Here is a 15001-nt window from a genome sequence, read left to right on the forward strand (position 1 = left end):
ATGGAGAGGACGTCCGATGCGGACGCCCCTCCCCTGGCAATGGCGGTACGCGTCATTCGGCGGCGACCTCGAACACGGTCGCGGGGCCGAGGAAAACGCCGGTCTCCTCTACGTAGGCGTCCCACAGGCGCAGCAGCTCGTCGAGCTTGCCGGGCTCACGGGTGGCCAGATCGTCGGTCTCTCCGGGATCCTGGCCGAGGTCGTACAACTGCCATTCGCCGGGGCCCCAGGGCTCGGGGATGTAGACCGCTTTCCAGCCGCCCTGGCGAATGGCGCGCCGGCCGAAAAGCTCCCAGCCGGTTGCATGATCGGGTGCATGGGCTTCATCGGTTTCTCCGTTGAGATAGGGGACAAGCGAGACGCCGCGCGGGGCTTCGATCCTGCGTCCCTGATATTCGGTTCCGGGATGCTCGATGCCAGCCAGTTCCAGAAGGGTGGGGGTGATGTCCTGTACCGTGCTGAACGCGCTGCCGATGGTTCCCTGGCGCTGGAACCCAGGCCAGGTGATGAACGAGACGACGCGAATGCCGCCCTCGCTGGTAAAGGCCTTGTAGAGGCGCGAGGGCGCCGTCGCGGCCTGAGCCCAGCGCGGCCCGTACCAGACATAGGAGGTGCCGTTACCGATATTCTCCAGGCTGTTGTCGTAGTTGTCGCGGATGTGCTCGGCGATCTTCGGGCCGAGAATGGGCAGTGCTTCGACCAGCGAGCCTTCCGCGCCATTGTCGGAGAGAAAGATCACGACCGTGTCGTCGAGTTCTCCGGTCTGCTCCAGATAGGAAACGACCCTTCCGATGTTCCAGTCCATGCGATCGACCATGGCGGCATAGACTTCCATGGAACGGGCGGAGATGATCCTCTCTTCCTCGCTGAGAGTCTCCCATTCGGCCTGTTCGCTCACGACCGGATGCGCGACCACATATTCGGGCACAAGCCCGATCTGCTTCAGCCGGGCGATCCGTTCCTGCCGAAGCACGTCCGGACCCTCGTCATAGCGGCCATGGTATTTGGCGATCACATCCCGGGGCGCCTGCAGTGGCCAGTGCGGCGCCGAAAAAGGCAGATAGGCGAAGAACGGCCTGCCGTCGTCGTCCCGCTCGCGCAGGAAGCCGATCAGCCTGTCGGTGAAATAGTCGGAAGAATAGAAATCCGGAGGCAGCGTCTCCACGAACTTGTCGTTCTCGGTGTAAAGCGATTGGCCGCCCCTGATGGAACCGATGCCGCCGTGACCATAATGATTATGGCCGCCGGGCAAGAGGGCGAACGACTTTTCGAAACCGCGGGCATGGGGCGAGGTCTCGAGGGTCATGCCCAGATGCCATTTGCCCGAGAACAGCGTGGTATAGCCTGCATCGCGCAGCAATTCGGTCACGGTGATGACGCGGTCGTTCAGGTAACCCTCATACCCCGGCAGTCCCTGAATTTCCGGTGTGGCCACCTCGACCATGGTGCCGATACCGGCAATGTGATGGTCGGTACCCGTGAGCAGCATCGACCGGGTCGGCGAGCAGGCCGGGGCGGAGTGGAAGTCGTTGAGCTTAAGACCGCGATTGGCCAAGGCATCGAGATGGGGTGTCTGTATCTCGCTGCCGAAGGCGCCGACATCCGAATATCCCAGGTCGTCGGCGACGATGAGCAGGAAGTTGGGCCGTTTCCGGCCGTCCCTCGATGGCTGTTGTGAGTGTGTCATGATCTTCTCCGGAAAATGGGTCAGTAGGTGAAGCGGGCTGTGATGCCGAACGTGCGCGGGTCGCCAAGCAATGAGCTGACGGCGCCGGTGTTGAAGGCCTGGGCGGCTCTGGTCTGGAAATACTTCTTGTCGAGCAGGTTGCGGACCCACAGCGAAACGTCCCAGTTGTCGCCGGCACGAATACCGGCGCGCAGGTTGACCACTTCATAGGAGCGCACAAGAGAGCTGTAGGAGTTGTTGGCCTGGCTATAGTACTTGGAGCGATAGCTGACATCGGCGCCCAGATAGACTTCACTGTCGAGGGACCAGAGCTGGCCGATAGGCAGGCTGTATTCACCGCCGGCGGAGAAAGCCCACTTCGACACACCGGTCAGAGGCTGGCCGCTCAGGTCGCAGCTTGTCGCGATGCAGGTGAAGGTTTGACCGTTGACCGGGCCGCCTTCGATCGGCAGCGAGGCCTTGAGGTATTTCTTGTAAATCGCGTCCGTGTAAGCGCCGGACAGGTAGAGGGATAGTCCGTCCGTCGGCTGTATCTTGAGGTCGACCTCGACCCCGCGCGAGCGGACCGAACCCGCGTTCGTGATATAAGTCAGAAGTCGGGTCGTGAAGTCAGAGATCTGGCCCTGATAGTTGCTCACGTCGGCCCAGAACGCGGCCACGTTGATGGTGGCGCGGTCATCCAAGAACTGGGTCTTGAGGCCGAGTTCGTAGCTGTTCACCGTCTCCGGCGCGACAACCGGGCTCACCCCTGGCGGCAGATTGACCAGATTGAGACCGCTGGATTTCTGACCGCGCGAGTAGGTCGCATAGGCCAGAACGCCCTCCGTGACGTCATAGGTGATCGACCCCAATCCTGTAAGCGCACTGCGCGATGTGCTCACGTCATAGGAAAGAGCCGTGCCGAAATTGTTGCGGAGCGCCTGGGCGGTCGCGGCATCGGCGAGACTCAGACCGGAAAAATCGCTGCCGACGACCCATTGGTCGAAGCTGCCGGTCTTCTTCTCATAGGTATAGCGAAGGCCGCCGGTCAGGCCGAGGCGATCCGTGACGTTCCACGTCGCCTGGCCGTAAGCGGCGTAACTCTGAATCTTCGGCACGGATTCCGAGAAGTACGACGTATTCTTCAGCGCCGCGTCGCGGATGGGCTGGGCGACGCCTGGACCCAGAATCCAGAGCGGCGCGTCGGCGCCATATTGAGTCCAGCCTTTGCCGAGGACCTTCTCGTTGAAGTAGTACAGGCCGAAACTGTAGTCGAACCGTTCATTGTCGTTCGACGCGAGCCGCAGTTCCTGGGTGATCTGCTTCTGGAAATTCTGCTGCTGGCCGCGCGGCAGAATGTCGAGGCCAATATTGTCCGCATCGTTACGCGGGTACCAGTCCCAGAACCGGTAAGCGGAGATCGACGTCAGCGTATGGTCCCCAAGATCCCAGTCCACGGTCAGGGATCCGCCGCCATGGGTCATGGCAATCTTGGTGATGCCGTCGATGTCGCTCTTTCGCGCGAACGGATCTATCGGCAGCGCGCTGTAGCCGGGGAAGCGGGCAAGACGATCATAATAATTGTTGGCGAGCGGCGTGCCATCCCACTTCCGGGTCACCACGTCCGCGATGACCGTCGCGCAGCAATCCTGCTCCTGATGACTCAGGTCACCGATGGCGCGGACCGTCAGGTTGTCATTTGGCTTCCAGAGCAACTGCACCCTGCCGCCATAATCGCTGTAGTTATTCAGATCCTTGTCGATGACGGGATTCTGGATGAAGCCGTCGCGGCTATTGGCGAAGCCGGAGACCCGGATCGCGAGCGTGTCGCTGATCGGCCCGGAGGCGCTCGCGGAAGTCTGCCGGAGTCCCTTGTTTCCGAGCGAGACCTCGCCCGAATACTCTGGCTCGAACGTCGGTTGCTTTGTCGTGATATTGATCGCGCCGGCGGTCGTGTTCTTGCCGTACAACGTGCCTTGCGGTCCCCGCAAGACTTCCACCGAGGCCAGGTCTGGCAGGTCGAACGTGCTTTGCGCCGGGCGCGCATAGATCACTCCATCGACGTAGACGCCGACACCGGTTTCGAAGCCGTCATTGGTCAGGGCAACGTTCGCGCCAAGGCCTCGCACCGCGATATTCGTGTTGCGCGGATTGAACGAAATGACCTGGAGGCTGGGCACCAGCTGCTTCATTTCCAGAATGTTGGTGATGTTGTTCTTGGACAGCGTCTCCTCGCTGATCGCCGTCAGGGCGATCGGCACGTCCTGCGCCACCTCCTGTTTGCGTCGTGCGGTCACGAGAATGCCCTCGATGACCGTCGCGGCCCGCGCACCCTCGGCGGCGACGGCCGCGCTGTTCACGACCGCCGCCGTGGCTGCCGCACCCTCGAGGGCGACGCCTGCATCCGCGACCTGGAGGCCGGCTGCTTCCTGCGTCGCCGCGCCAATCTGCGCCGTCGTTTCGATGGCGCCGAAGACCTGTGCGTCGGCAGGGGTGTCGACCGCCAGAATGGCAAGGCCACACATGAACGTTGCGCCGCTCGCGATCGCCAGCCGTCGCCGCGTGTTTCGGGGAGAGTGGGTCTTGAGATGGGGCATCGTAACCTCCGATGGTCTTGTCGGTCTGCTATGCAGAAACTCTAGTTTATAGATGTAAGTAATAGGCTTTTGGCTCGTACGGCGCGGCCTGGGCCGGGAGAGCAGTGTCAGTACCGCCAGAAACCGATATCACTCAATTGGTTAGTCTGGGATCACCCGACACGAGTGCCGTTGGAACCTGGTGCCTTCACTCGGCTTGAACCGTGCTATAAACTTATTAACCCTATCTAGTCAATATGGTATAAATGCGTTTCCGGGATGGCAGCCCTGCCGGGATCTCATAATCCCAAGTTGACAGATAGGAAAAATAGGATATTTCTGAAGAGGACAGGCTGGATGCGATTCGGTCCAGCCCAGAACCGGAACTCGATGGAGAATGGTGTGACCAACGCAGTTGCATTGACGCCGGTACGATTGGCGTTTTCGCGTGCCGACCGCGACGCCACTCATGCGGTGCGCGCGAGAATGAGCCGCGGACGGGGTTCCGATCCGCTCCTAGCGAATAGAAGGGCACCGACCATGACGCGATGTAGGCACTGAAAATGACGCAAGTCCGCCCGACTTATCGACACATTCAAGACTCTCAGGAGCATTTCCATGACGACCCAGAATATCGAAACCATCGGCACCGCCATTGACGTCAAACCGGTTACGGGACGTATCGGCGCCGAGATCACGGGTGTTCGCCTCTCCGGCAGCCTGCCCCCCGAGACCGTCGCGACCATCCGCGACGCATTGCTCAAGCACAAGGTGATCTTCTTTCGCGGTCAGGATCATCTGACGATCCGTGAGCAGGAGGCGTTCGCCGGCCTGCTGGGTGATCCGGTCGCGCATCCGACGGTGCCAGCCTACGAAAATCACGAATATGCATTGGCCATCAAGTCCGACGGCTCGTTCGCCGCCAATGTCTGGCACACCGACGTAACCTTCGAACAGGCCTACCCGCTGGCATCCATCCTGCGCGCGGTCACCATCCCTTCGAAGGGCGGCGACACGTTGTGGGCCAATACGGTCACTGCCTATGACGATCTGCCCGAGAACCTGAAGCAGCTCGCCGATGGTCTGTGGGCCCTCCACACCAATGCCTATGATTATGCGACGCGCCGTCCCGACGCCAATGATGAACGGCTCAAGTTCCATCAGGAGATTTTCTCGTCGACCGTGTACGAGACCGAACATCCGGTCGTTCGGGTCCACCCGGAAACCGGCGAGAAATCGCTGCTGCTGGGCGGGTTCGCGCAGAAGCTGATCGGTTATTCCTCTGCCGAGACCCAGCACCTTCTGTCGATCTTCCAGAACTACATCACCCGGCCCGAGAATACCGTGCGCTGGCGCTGGACGGCCGGCGATGTGGCGATCTGGGATAACCGTGCGACTCAGCACTACGGCGTCGGCGACTTCAACGAGCCGCGTGAGCTGTACCGCGTCACGGTCGATGGCGACGTGCCTGTCAGCGTCGATGGGCGCCGCAGCGTCGTGAAGCGCAAAGAGACGAACCCTGCTCTGCTCCGGGCGGCAGCGGAATAGGGTTCCCGGTCTGGCGCCGCCCGACCGCCATGTCTCCGGCGGGCGGCGTCAGACCTCCAATACCACCGGGCGGATATGGGGCCGCTGGAACGGCAAAAGGGCGGACCTCCAGGTCCGCCCTTTTCTCTATCCGTGATCCCGGGAAGTGTCCTAAGCCGGTTACGGCATGGCCGTCGCGGCATAAAGTCTGTCGAGCAGCTGTGTCGCGGTCGCGGCGACTACCGGTGGCACCTGCCTCAGAACGTCGTTCCGCAGGAGGGGATTGGTCCATGGGTCGTCGTCCTGCCCGGGCCACTCGCCCGTCAGGGCGATCCGCCGGTATGTTTGCCGACGCGCGGCATCAAGCAGACACACGACAGCTCGCTCCCAGCGCGACAGGGGAGATTCACCGTCCGGCAGCACCAGGACGGTGGCGGCGCTCGACTGGATCAGACTGCCGGTGCGCCAGAGAATGTAATTGCGCGGGGACCCCTGGCGGAGCGACCAGCCCTGATCCGCCAGTCCACGCAGCACGGCGTGAGCGGGCGTGCCCTGAATGCGGTTGAACGCCGCCCCGTCGAAGGGCGACGTCGTCAGCTTGAGCAGCCAGCGTTGCAGCCGCGTCGGATCCGCGCCAACCCTGGGCGCTACCCGGGCACCAGTCTGTTTGCCGGCGGTTCTATGACTCTGAACCGGGTACATGCGCGCGCCATTAAACGGGATCGCCGAGCGAGGTCAGAATTCGCGCCTTGAGGGCTGCGAAGTCCGCGCTCACCCGATCTCGCGGCCTTGGAAGACTGACGTCGACAATGCTTTGGATCCGGCCGGGCCGCGGCGACATGACCACCACCCGGTCTCCCAGGAAAACAGCCTCGTCCACGTCATGGGTGACCAGGATCATGGTGATCCCCTCCTGTTCCCATATCCGCTGCAGCTCATTCTGAAGGCGGGTGCGGGTAAGCGCATCCAGCGCGCCGAAGGGCTCGTCCAGCAAGAGGACTTCGGGACGTCCGACAAGGCCGCGGGCAATGGCGACGCGTTGCGACATGCCTCCCGACAACTGATAGGGATAGGCGTATTCGAAGCCTTCCAGACCCACGAGCGAGATATGCTCCGCGATGGCCGCGCGCTTTTCTTCGCGGCTCAGCGGGACATTCTCCAGTGCCAGGCCGATGTTGTCGGTGACCGTGAGCCATGGAAACAGCCGGTGCTCCTGGAACACGATGCCGCGCGACAGGCTGGTGCCGCGAACCGCGACGCCGTCGTGCAGGATGGTGCCATCATAGGATGTGTCGAGGCCGGCGATCAGGCGCAGCAAGGTCGACTTGCCGCATCCCGACGATCCGACAAGGGTCAGGAACTCACCAGGCTTTACCCCGAGGTTGATCCCTTCAAGGGCCGAGAAGACCGATTTTTCGACCTGAAAGCGCTTGCTGACGTGGCTGATGCTGAGAGTGCCTGGAGCGGTCATGGGCGGATAAGTCCTTTTGGTTTGGCGCGCGCGGAACCTTGCCAGCGCAGGAGCCGGCCTTCGGCGCGGCGCGCGAGCTGGATGTAGCCGAAACCGATCAGGCCGATGACCAGCATGTCGAAGATCACCACGTCCATCTGGAAGTGATCGCGGCCTTCCAGCATGGAGGTGCCAAGGCCCGGCGCGGCGATGAAGAAGTAATCGGCGCCGATAACCGCCAGCCAGGCGAAGATCAGCGCCAGCTGCAAACCGCCCAGGATGGCGGGCAGCGCGGACGGAATAATCAAACGACGTATTTTCTGCGCCCGTGTCAGCTGCAGCGCGTCCGCGACTTCGCGGAAGCGCGGGTCGATCCCACGCACGCCTTCATACGCGCCCAGCATCACCGGAAACACGCAGGCGAGAGCAATGAACGTCACCTTGGCCAGTTCGCCGGAGCCGACCCAGATCGACAGCAGCGGAATCCAGGTAAAGATCGCGACCTGCTTGATGGCGTGAAGCAGCGGGCCGAACAGCTGGTCCGCCAGGCGGGAGCTCGCCAGGACGACGCCCAGCGCCAGGCCGATCGACGAACCCAGTACGAAGCCGAGGATCTGGCGCTGCAGACTGGCGAGCACGTGGACGAACACCGTCCCGTCCGAAATCTGGACAAACGCGGTGGAGATTACCTCGGCGGGAGGCGCCCACAATCGAGGATCGACCCATGCCAGCCTGGCGGAAAGATCCCACACGGCGAGCACGAGCAGGGGGATCACCCACCCCTCGGCCGATGTGAGCCGCCCGCTCCAGCGGCGCTTTCCCGATGCGTGAAGGGCGCTCATCGGCTCCTCCCGCCAAAGCGCTTGACCAGCGCTGCCTCGCTCAGGACCAAACCCTTGTCCATGGCGAACCCGATGAACCCGATCACCGCCATCATGGCGATCATCAGGTCGAGCTGGAAAAGCTGCCGACCCCAGACGAGCAGGTAGCCGACACCTTCGGTGGAGGCCAGCATTTCCACCACGACGAGCGAGATCCAGGCGGTGGTCAGACCAATGCGCAGCCCGGTAAAGATGGGCAGGATGGTCGATGGCAGGACGATGCGGCGCAGGGTTTGCCACGGGGAGAAGCCATAGACACGGCCGACCTCCCTATAGGTATTGGGTACCGAAGCGATCCCGTTCATCGTATGCAGGGCCACGGGGAGCAAGGCGGCCTTGGCGATCACCACGATCTTCAGCGCCTCTCCGATGCCCAGCAGCATCATCAGGAGCGGCAGCCAGCCGATCACGGGAATGATCCCGAGGAGCAGGAACGATGGCCGAAGCCAGCGCTCGGTCCGCTGCGACAGGCCCATGGCGATGCCTGTCAGCAGACCAGCCGAAGCGCCGATGCCGAAGCCATAGGCCACGCGCTGGAAGCTGATCCACAAATTCCCGGCGAGCTCGCCGCTGTCGATCAGATCGAGAAACGTCTCGATGACCATGGCGGGCGCGGGAAGGACCTGCGGCGCCACGAGACCACGGCTAGATGCGGCATGCCACGTCCAGAGCAACAGAGCGGGGACGATCAGGCCGACAAGACCCTTCGCCTTGCCGAAAGGAAAGCTCCAGTTCGCCGGGACCAAAGGCGTCCGTGCGCGGGATCCGAGTCCCAGCCCAGCGCGCGCGCTGAAATCGATATCGGTCATGGCGCTTTACCCTCCGCGTCCCGGGATTTCGGTTTCGCCGGATGCCAGCCGGCGTCGCGTGGTTGCCAGTAACCAGTCAATTTCAGCTCCACCAGCGCGGCCTGAAGCGGCGCGGGATCAATCCATTTGCCAAGATCGACATCGCGGCGGATCAGCCTGTAGGTGCGCGCGTCGTCGATGGCGTGGCGCAGCAATCCCTGCACGTACCCATCCAGACGCGGACTGAGCCTGTCATGCAGGGTTTCCGGGGGATATTCGGTCTTGAAGTGGCGCGCGGGCAGTCCGGTCCTGGACCATATCTCATAGAGGGCGTCCGCATTCTCCGGCTGGCTCGACCAGTGGGCCGCGGCGACGGTTTCCTTGACCACCTGCTTGACGGCGTCCGGATACTTGTCCGCGAAGGCGCCTCGAACCAGAAGGATGCCCTGCATGCCGAGCCGGGGTGATCTACCTTTCGTGGAATAGATGATGTCGGCGATGCCTTTGTCGCGCAGCAGCAGAAGATTGTAGCTGCTGACCATGGCGTCGATCTGGCCTGTCGCCAGCGCGGTCTGGGCGTTGGCGGGCTCCAGATTGATGACCTTGAGATCCCGTTCGCTCAAGCCGGCCTCCGCCAGCACGCGGTTCGCGGACAGGTGCAGGGCCGTGCCCTTGAAGTTGGCGATGACCTTGCCCTTCAGATCCTTGACACTCCGGATCTTCGAACCCTTGGCGACGGCGATGTAGGTGTTGTTGCCGGTGGCGGTCGACAGCAGGACGCGAGTATCGAGACCGGCGGAGCGGGCCATGATGGCGGGCAGCTCGCCCAGATACGCGAAATCGATCTTGCCGTTCGCCATGCCTTCGTTGATCGCGGGACCGGCGCCCTTGTAGAACTCCCAGGTGATCCTGGTGCCGTCCTTGGCGAAGGCCTTTTCCAGACGCCGCTGGACGTGGACGACGGCGGCGGCGTTGCCGCCTCCGAATTGCTTGCCGCCAATTCCCACGCCCGGAAAGGCGATGGTGATCGTCTTCGGCGCTTCCGCTGACGCGGCCGGTGTCGCGAGGATCAGCAGGGCGATACCCGCCGCGATCCTGGCGATATGAGTGACAAGGCGCGTTGGGCGAGAGGGCAGGATTGTCATGGCAAACTCATTCTTCCTGGTCGGGCAATACGGCGCCCCATGCCCGGGATGGCACACCGGACATGGGGCATGGCCTAAGGGGAGTCAGGCTGCCGAATGGGCTGGGGAGGTCCGGCCCGGTTACTGTTCAGTGCTGTCGCGTTCACGTGACGCGCTCCACATCCGGTCCCGGCGTCGTGAATGGGGAGTTGAAGCCGGGACCGGGTCCCTCGGGGAGAAGCTATTCGGCGGCGACGGCGACCGGCGCCGGCCGACGGACGACGCTGCGGCGGCCGTCGGTGGATACAGGAACGTCGCCATCCAGGGTTACGCGCCGTACGATCCGCTCCTGGTCGCCATAATCGTTGATTGCATAATGCTGCGTGGCGCGGTTGTCCCAGATGGCGACGTCGCCCTCGGTCCAGCGCCAGCGGACCGTATTCTCCAGCCGGGTCACATGCGCCTGGAGAACGTTGAAGAGCTGCGCGGAATCCGGCGAGGACAGCCCGATGATCTTCTTGATGAAGTGACCCAGGAGCAGGGTGTGTTCCCCCGTTTCAGGATGCACCCGCACCAGTGGGTGCTCGGTCTCGTAGACGGTCGAGGCGAAGATCTGTCGATACGCCTTGGCCGCCTCTTCGGAAACCTTCGGACGGCTGCCCGCGTAGTCGTATTCGTTGGTGTGAACCGCCCACAAAGTGTCTGCCAGGGCGCGTAGCGGCTCGGGCAGATCGGTGTAGGCGCTCGCCGTGTTGGCCCACACGGTGTCACCCCCAGATGCCGGAATCTTCACGCCTCGCAGGATGGAGGCGAACGGATAGGCATCGACGAATGTCACATCCGTATGCCAGGAATTCGCGCGGCCGCCCCGCCTGGAGTCCAACTCGAGGAGATAGCTGGAGCCCGCCGCGACGGGAACAGTCGGATGGGCGACCGGTGTACCGAGCAAGGCCGCGAACGCTTCCTGGCCCGCATCATCAAGATGGGTCTGGCCTCGGAAGAAAATCACCTTGTACTTCAGCAGCGCGCGCCTGATGGCCGCGACTGTATCCGTATCCAGATCTGCCGACAGCTCCAGTCCGCGAATTTCAGCGCCGATGCGTCCGGCAACCGGAACGATATCGAGGACGGTCGCGCTACCAGCGCCCACATTGATGTCTACCTTGGCATTCATGACGCGCTCCCTTGCGGTCTGGTTGCGGCTGGCTCCCCGATGAGGAGCAGCGCCGTATATAGAATATAATCCCTATCAAATTGATAGAGTCAAGGTATTTTAAGCTCATGCTGATTTCCCTGCTTGGCTTGAAAGGCTTTTAAACGGAGGCGGATGCCAACATGCGGCAATGCCATATGCATTTTTTGCCAGTGGAGCCGCGCAGAGGTCGCGATTCGGCTCCCGATGCCTGCGATCTGACGAGACACATCCAATACCGCATGCCCGTCATTCTGGAGCAGAATCAGGTTGCCGCGGGCCGGAGCAGCCAGATGTCGCGCTCCTGAAGCCCCATCCGGGCGACATCAAGATCCGGCCGCCCAGGATTGCCGAAGAGGCGTGGCTGGACGCTCAACGCAGTCCCTGACTACCGAGGGCCCCTGTCGCATATCGAGTCGCCCACGCGCATCTGCTGGGTGTACGCATCTCACGTCAACGACAGGCCTTCGCTTCGGCGTGAAGGCATGCTGTGCCGGCCAGTATCGAGGCGTGAAATGACCCCTTGGCGACGGCGCACGATGCTCTAGCGCGGGTGCATTACGATCAGCTCGGATTGGAGAACGGATAGTGGGAACCGGTCATCCGCAACCCGACGTTCGATCAGCGGGAGAGGGATCTCCTGGAGCGCGTGGGATGCATCGCGTGAGAACGGGCAGGGGCGAGGCTGGCAGACATGGGGGCGGTCATCCGGGAACATTCAATGAGCCGCTTCATGTTTGGAGGAGTGTTCGACTTATTTGATCAGAATCAATGTTTTACAGAGCTAAAATGGCGGAGGGGATGGGATTCGAACCCACGAAGGGCTTGCACCCTTACACACTTTCCAGGCGTGCGCCTTCAACCGCTCGGCCACCCCTCCGGAAGGGGCGCACTATAGCCGATCGCGCGCGGCTGGCAACGGTTCCGGCGAGGAGTCGCGCATTTTCTTGGTCCCGCGGCGGGCATGGTGTAACAGCCGGTGGGTTGGCAGCGCGCAGGAGGCATCGTGAACTGGATAACCGTGTCGGAGGACGCCGCGGCAACCCACCGGCTTTACGGCATGGGCGGCTGGCTGCACCTGTTCTACTGGCTGGCGCTGGGCTGGCTGGCCTGGACGGCGGTGCAGGTGCCGGGCGCGCTGGCGCAAGCGGACGGGCTCGATCCGTTGATGGGCGACGTGGCGGTGATCCTGGTCGCGCTGGCGCTGGCGCTGCGGGTGCCGTTTCCGTTTCTGGCGGTGACCCGGCATCCGGGCATGCCGCTGGCGGCCATCGGCACGCACTGGCTGGCGCTCGCGCTGGACGGGCTGTTGCTGGTGCTGGGACTGGCCACGCGGCAATGGATGCTGGCCAGCCTGGCGGCGCTGGCGATCGGGCCGGTGTTCAGCCTGTACCTGCTGCGCTCGCGGCGGGTGAACGTCACCTATCGCCAGCGCGTGCGGCAGGGCGACCCGTTGGCCGCGCCTGAGGACGATACCTGATCCGCTGTTTCAGTCGTCCATCTTGAGGGCGGCGATGAAGGCTTCCTGCGGGATCTCCACCTTGCCGAAGGAGCGCATGCGCTTCTTGCCCTCTTTCTGCTTCTCCAGCAGCTTCTTCTTGCGGGTCACGTCGCCGCCATAGCACTTGGCGGTCACGTCCTTGCGCATGGCGCTGATGGTCTCGCGGGCCACGACCCGGCCGCCGATGGCCGCCTGGATCGGAATCTTGAACAGCTGGCGGGGGATCAGGTCCTTCAGCTTCTCGCACATGCCGCGGCCACGCTGTTCGGCGCGGCCCCGATGAACGATCATGGACAGGGCGTCGACCGGCTCGGCGTTGACCAGCACCGACATCTTCACAAGGTCGCCTTCCTCGTAGCCGTCCAGCGTGTAGTCGAAGCTGGCATAGCCGCGCGAGACCGACTTCAGGCGGTCGTAGAAGTCGAACACCACCTCGTTCAGCGGCAGCCGATAGACGGCCATGGCGCGCGCGCCGGCATAGGTCAACTCGATCTGATTGCCGCGCCGGTCCTCGCACAGCTTGAGGATCGCGCCCAGATATTCGTCCGGCACGATGATCGACGCCTTGATCCACGGCTCCTCGATCCGGTCGATCTTGACCGGGTCCGGCATGTCGGCCGGATTGTGCAGCTCGATCATGGTGCCGTCGGTCATGTGCATGCGGTAGACGACGCTGGGCGCGGTGGTGATGAGGTCGAGATTGAACTCGCGCTCCAGCCGCTCCTGGATGATCTCCAGATGCAGGAGGCCGAGGAAGCCGCAGCGGAAGCCGAAGCCGAGCGCGGCCGAGGTCTCCATCTCGAACTCGAAGCTGGCGTCGTTGAGGCGCAGCTTGGCCAGCGAGGAACGGAGCTCCTCGAACTCGCCGGCGTCTGTCGGGAACAGGCCGCAGAACACCACGGGCTGGCTCGGCTTGAAGCCGGGCAGGGGCTCGGCGGCCTGGCGCTTTTCCTCGGTGATGGTGTCGCCGACATTGGTTTCGGCGACTTCCTTGATGGCGGCGTTGATGAATCCCATCTCGCCGGGACCCAGTTCGTCGATGGATTCGGGTTTGGGCGTGAACACGCCGACGCGCTCGACCGTATGGGTCGTCTTGGCGGCCATCATGCGGATCTGCTGGCCCTTCTTCAGGACGCCGTCGACGACGCGGACCAGGATCATGACGCCCAGATAGGTGTCGTACCAGCTGTCGACCAGCATGACCTTCAGCGGCGCGTTGCGGTCGCCCTTGGGCGGCGGCAGGCGGGTGGCGACGGCTTCCAGCAGTTCCTCGATGCCGACGCCGGTCTTGGCCGAGGTGGCGATGGCGTCACTGGCGTCGAGGCCGATGACGTCCTCGATCTGGGCACGCACGCGCTCGGGCTCGGCGGCGGGCAGGTCGATCTTGTTGAGGACGGGGATGATCTCGTGGTCGTTCTCGATGGCCTTGTAGACATTGGCCAGGGTCTGCGCCTCGACGCCCTGCGAGGCGTCGACCACCAGAATCGATCCTTCGCACGCGGCGAGCGACCGGCTGACCTCGTAGGCGAAGTCGACGTGGCCGGGCGTGTCCATCAGGTTGAACACATAGGTCTGGCCGTCCTTGGCCTTGTAGTTCAGGCGGACGGTCTGGGCCTTGATGGTGATGCCGCGCTCGCGCTCGATGTCCATGTTGTCGAGCACCTGTTCCGTCATCTCGCGCGCGGTCAGACCGCCGCAGGTCTGGATCAGGCGGTCGGACAGGGTCGACTTGCCGTGGTCGATATGGGCGATGATCGCGAAGTTGCGGATTTTGGAAAGATCTGTGGTCATGGTCGCGGGTTTTACACGGCGTCGGGGTTGCTGCCAAGCGGCGGATTCAGCGGGTTCAGAAGTCCCAGGGAGAAATGAGTTCCAGCCCTGTCGTCCGAAAATCCGACAGGTTGCGGGTGGCGAGACTGCCGCCGTTGACCCGCGCGATGGCGGCGATCATGCCGTCCGGTATGGACATGGCGGCACCTTGCTGTTTGGCCGCGCCCATGATCTCGCCATGTGCTGGATCAGACATGCCACTGCTGGTGTCGAGAAAGATCAAATATCCGAGCCCTCATGCGTCCGGTTTTCAAGGATGACAGCCTCGAGGTCGATATCAGGTCCGGGCCGCGCCGAGAGTCTTGCATAGAATGCCGCCGCCGGCTCGCGTCCGGCCTCGCGCACTTCATAGGCTTCCAGCGCCCGCTCGACGATTTCGGCGATCGAGCGCTTTTCCCGCCGTCCGAGCCGGTGGGCGAGCTCGCGCGCCTTCGCGCTTCGCACGGAGAATTGCGGCTCGGCCATG

General features: G+C 63.0%; 12 protein-coding genes, 1 tRNA gene and 1 pseudogene. 2 read left to right on the forward strand and 12 right to left on the reverse strand.

Going from position 1 to position 15001, the window contains the following annotated elements:
• Positions 1–52: 52 nt before the first annotated feature.
• Both WJU17_RS17295 and WJU17_RS17300 read right to left on the reverse strand, forming a co-directional pair.
• Positions 53–1687: an arylsulfatase gene (locus tag WJU17_RS17295; RefSeq protein ID WP_346328639.1), complete on the reverse strand. Its 1635-nt coding sequence runs from the start codon at positions 1685–1687 to the stop codon at positions 53–55.
• Positions 1688–1707: 20 nt separating this feature from the next.
• A complete protein-coding gene (locus WJU17_RS17300) occupies positions 1708–4263 on the reverse strand; it encodes a TonB-dependent receptor (protein ID WP_346328640.1) in 2556 nt (851 codons plus the stop codon).
• 597 nt (positions 4264–4860) lie between these two features.
• Between WJU17_RS17300 and WJU17_RS17305 the strand changes: the two genes are divergently transcribed.
• Positions 4861–5790: a TauD/TfdA family dioxygenase gene (locus WJU17_RS17305; protein WP_346328641.1), complete on the forward strand. Its 930-nt coding sequence runs from the start codon at positions 4861–4863 to the stop codon at positions 5788–5790.
• A 159-nt stretch (positions 5791–5949) separates the two neighbouring features.
• Here the strand turns inward: WJU17_RS17305 and WJU17_RS17310 are convergent, their stop codons facing one another.
• From WJU17_RS17310 to WJU17_RS17340, 7 genes are all read right to left on the reverse strand, one after another.
• A complete protein-coding gene (locus WJU17_RS17310) occupies positions 5950–6471 on the reverse strand; it encodes a hypothetical protein (protein WP_346328642.1) in 522 nt (173 codons plus the stop codon).
• A 10-nt stretch (positions 6472–6481) separates the two neighbouring features.
• Positions 6482–7240, reverse strand: coding sequence for an ABC transporter ATP-binding protein (locus tag WJU17_RS17315; RefSeq protein WP_346328643.1), 759 nt, complete (start codon positions 7238–7240; stop codon positions 6482–6484).
• On the reverse strand, positions 7237–8061 hold the full coding sequence (locus WJU17_RS17320) for an ABC transporter permease (RefSeq protein WP_346328644.1): 825 nt from the start codon (positions 8059–8061) through the stop codon (positions 7237–7239). The genes WJU17_RS17315 and WJU17_RS17320 overlap by 4 nt, the downstream gene beginning before the upstream one ends.
• The gene (locus WJU17_RS17325) at positions 8058–8909 is read right to left on the reverse strand and encodes an ABC transporter permease (RefSeq protein ID WP_346328645.1); all 852 of its coding nucleotides are present in this window, start codon (positions 8907–8909) and stop codon (positions 8058–8060) included. The genes WJU17_RS17320 and WJU17_RS17325 overlap by 4 nt, the downstream gene beginning before the upstream one ends.
• Positions 8906–10033 carry an ABC transporter substrate-binding protein gene (locus WJU17_RS17330; RefSeq protein ID WP_346328646.1) on the reverse strand — a complete coding sequence of 376 codons (1128 nt, stop codon included), beginning with the start codon at positions 10031–10033 and terminating at the stop codon, positions 8906–8908. Before WJU17_RS17330 ends, WJU17_RS17325 begins: the two co-directional genes overlap by 4 nt.
• Positions 10034–10253: 220 nt before the next feature.
• Complete coding sequence (locus WJU17_RS17335) at positions 10254–11186, reverse strand: TauD/TfdA family dioxygenase (RefSeq protein WP_346328647.1); 933 nt, start codon at positions 11184–11186, stop codon at positions 10254–10256.
• An 808-nt stretch (positions 11187–11994) separates the two neighbouring features.
• Positions 11995–12084: transfer RNA gene (locus WJU17_RS17340), tRNA-Ser, on the reverse strand.
• Positions 12085–12210: 126 nt separating this feature from the next.
• Between WJU17_RS17340 and WJU17_RS17345 the strand changes: the two genes are divergently transcribed.
• Entirely contained in the window at positions 12211–12684 is a 474-nt protein-coding gene (locus tag WJU17_RS17345; RefSeq protein WP_346328648.1) for a hypothetical protein, read from the forward strand.
• Between the two features lie 9 nt (positions 12685–12693).
• Here the strand turns inward: WJU17_RS17345 and lepA are convergent, their stop codons facing one another.
• From lepA to WJU17_RS17360, 3 genes and pseudogenes are all read right to left on the reverse strand, one after another.
• Positions 12694–14496, reverse strand: a complete 1803-nt coding sequence (gene lepA / locus WJU17_RS17350) for a translation elongation factor 4 (protein ID WP_346328649.1) — start codon at positions 14494–14496, stop codon at positions 12694–12696.
• Between the two features lie 55 nt (positions 14497–14551).
• Positions 14552–14734: pseudogene (locus WJU17_RS17355) on the reverse strand (type II toxin-antitoxin system VapC family toxin); the annotation flags it as partial.
• A gap of 20 nt (positions 14735–14754) precedes the next feature.
• A complete protein-coding gene (locus tag WJU17_RS17360; protein ID WP_346328650.1) occupies positions 14755–15000 on the reverse strand; it encodes a plasmid stabilization protein in 246 nt (81 codons plus the stop codon).
• Between the last annotated feature and the right edge of the window lies 1 nt (position 15001).

Origin of the sequence: Iodidimonas sp. SYSU 1G8 (genome assembly GCF_039655775.1) — a bacterium.
GTDB lineage: Bacteria > Pseudomonadota > Alphaproteobacteria > SMXS01 > SMXS01 > RI-34.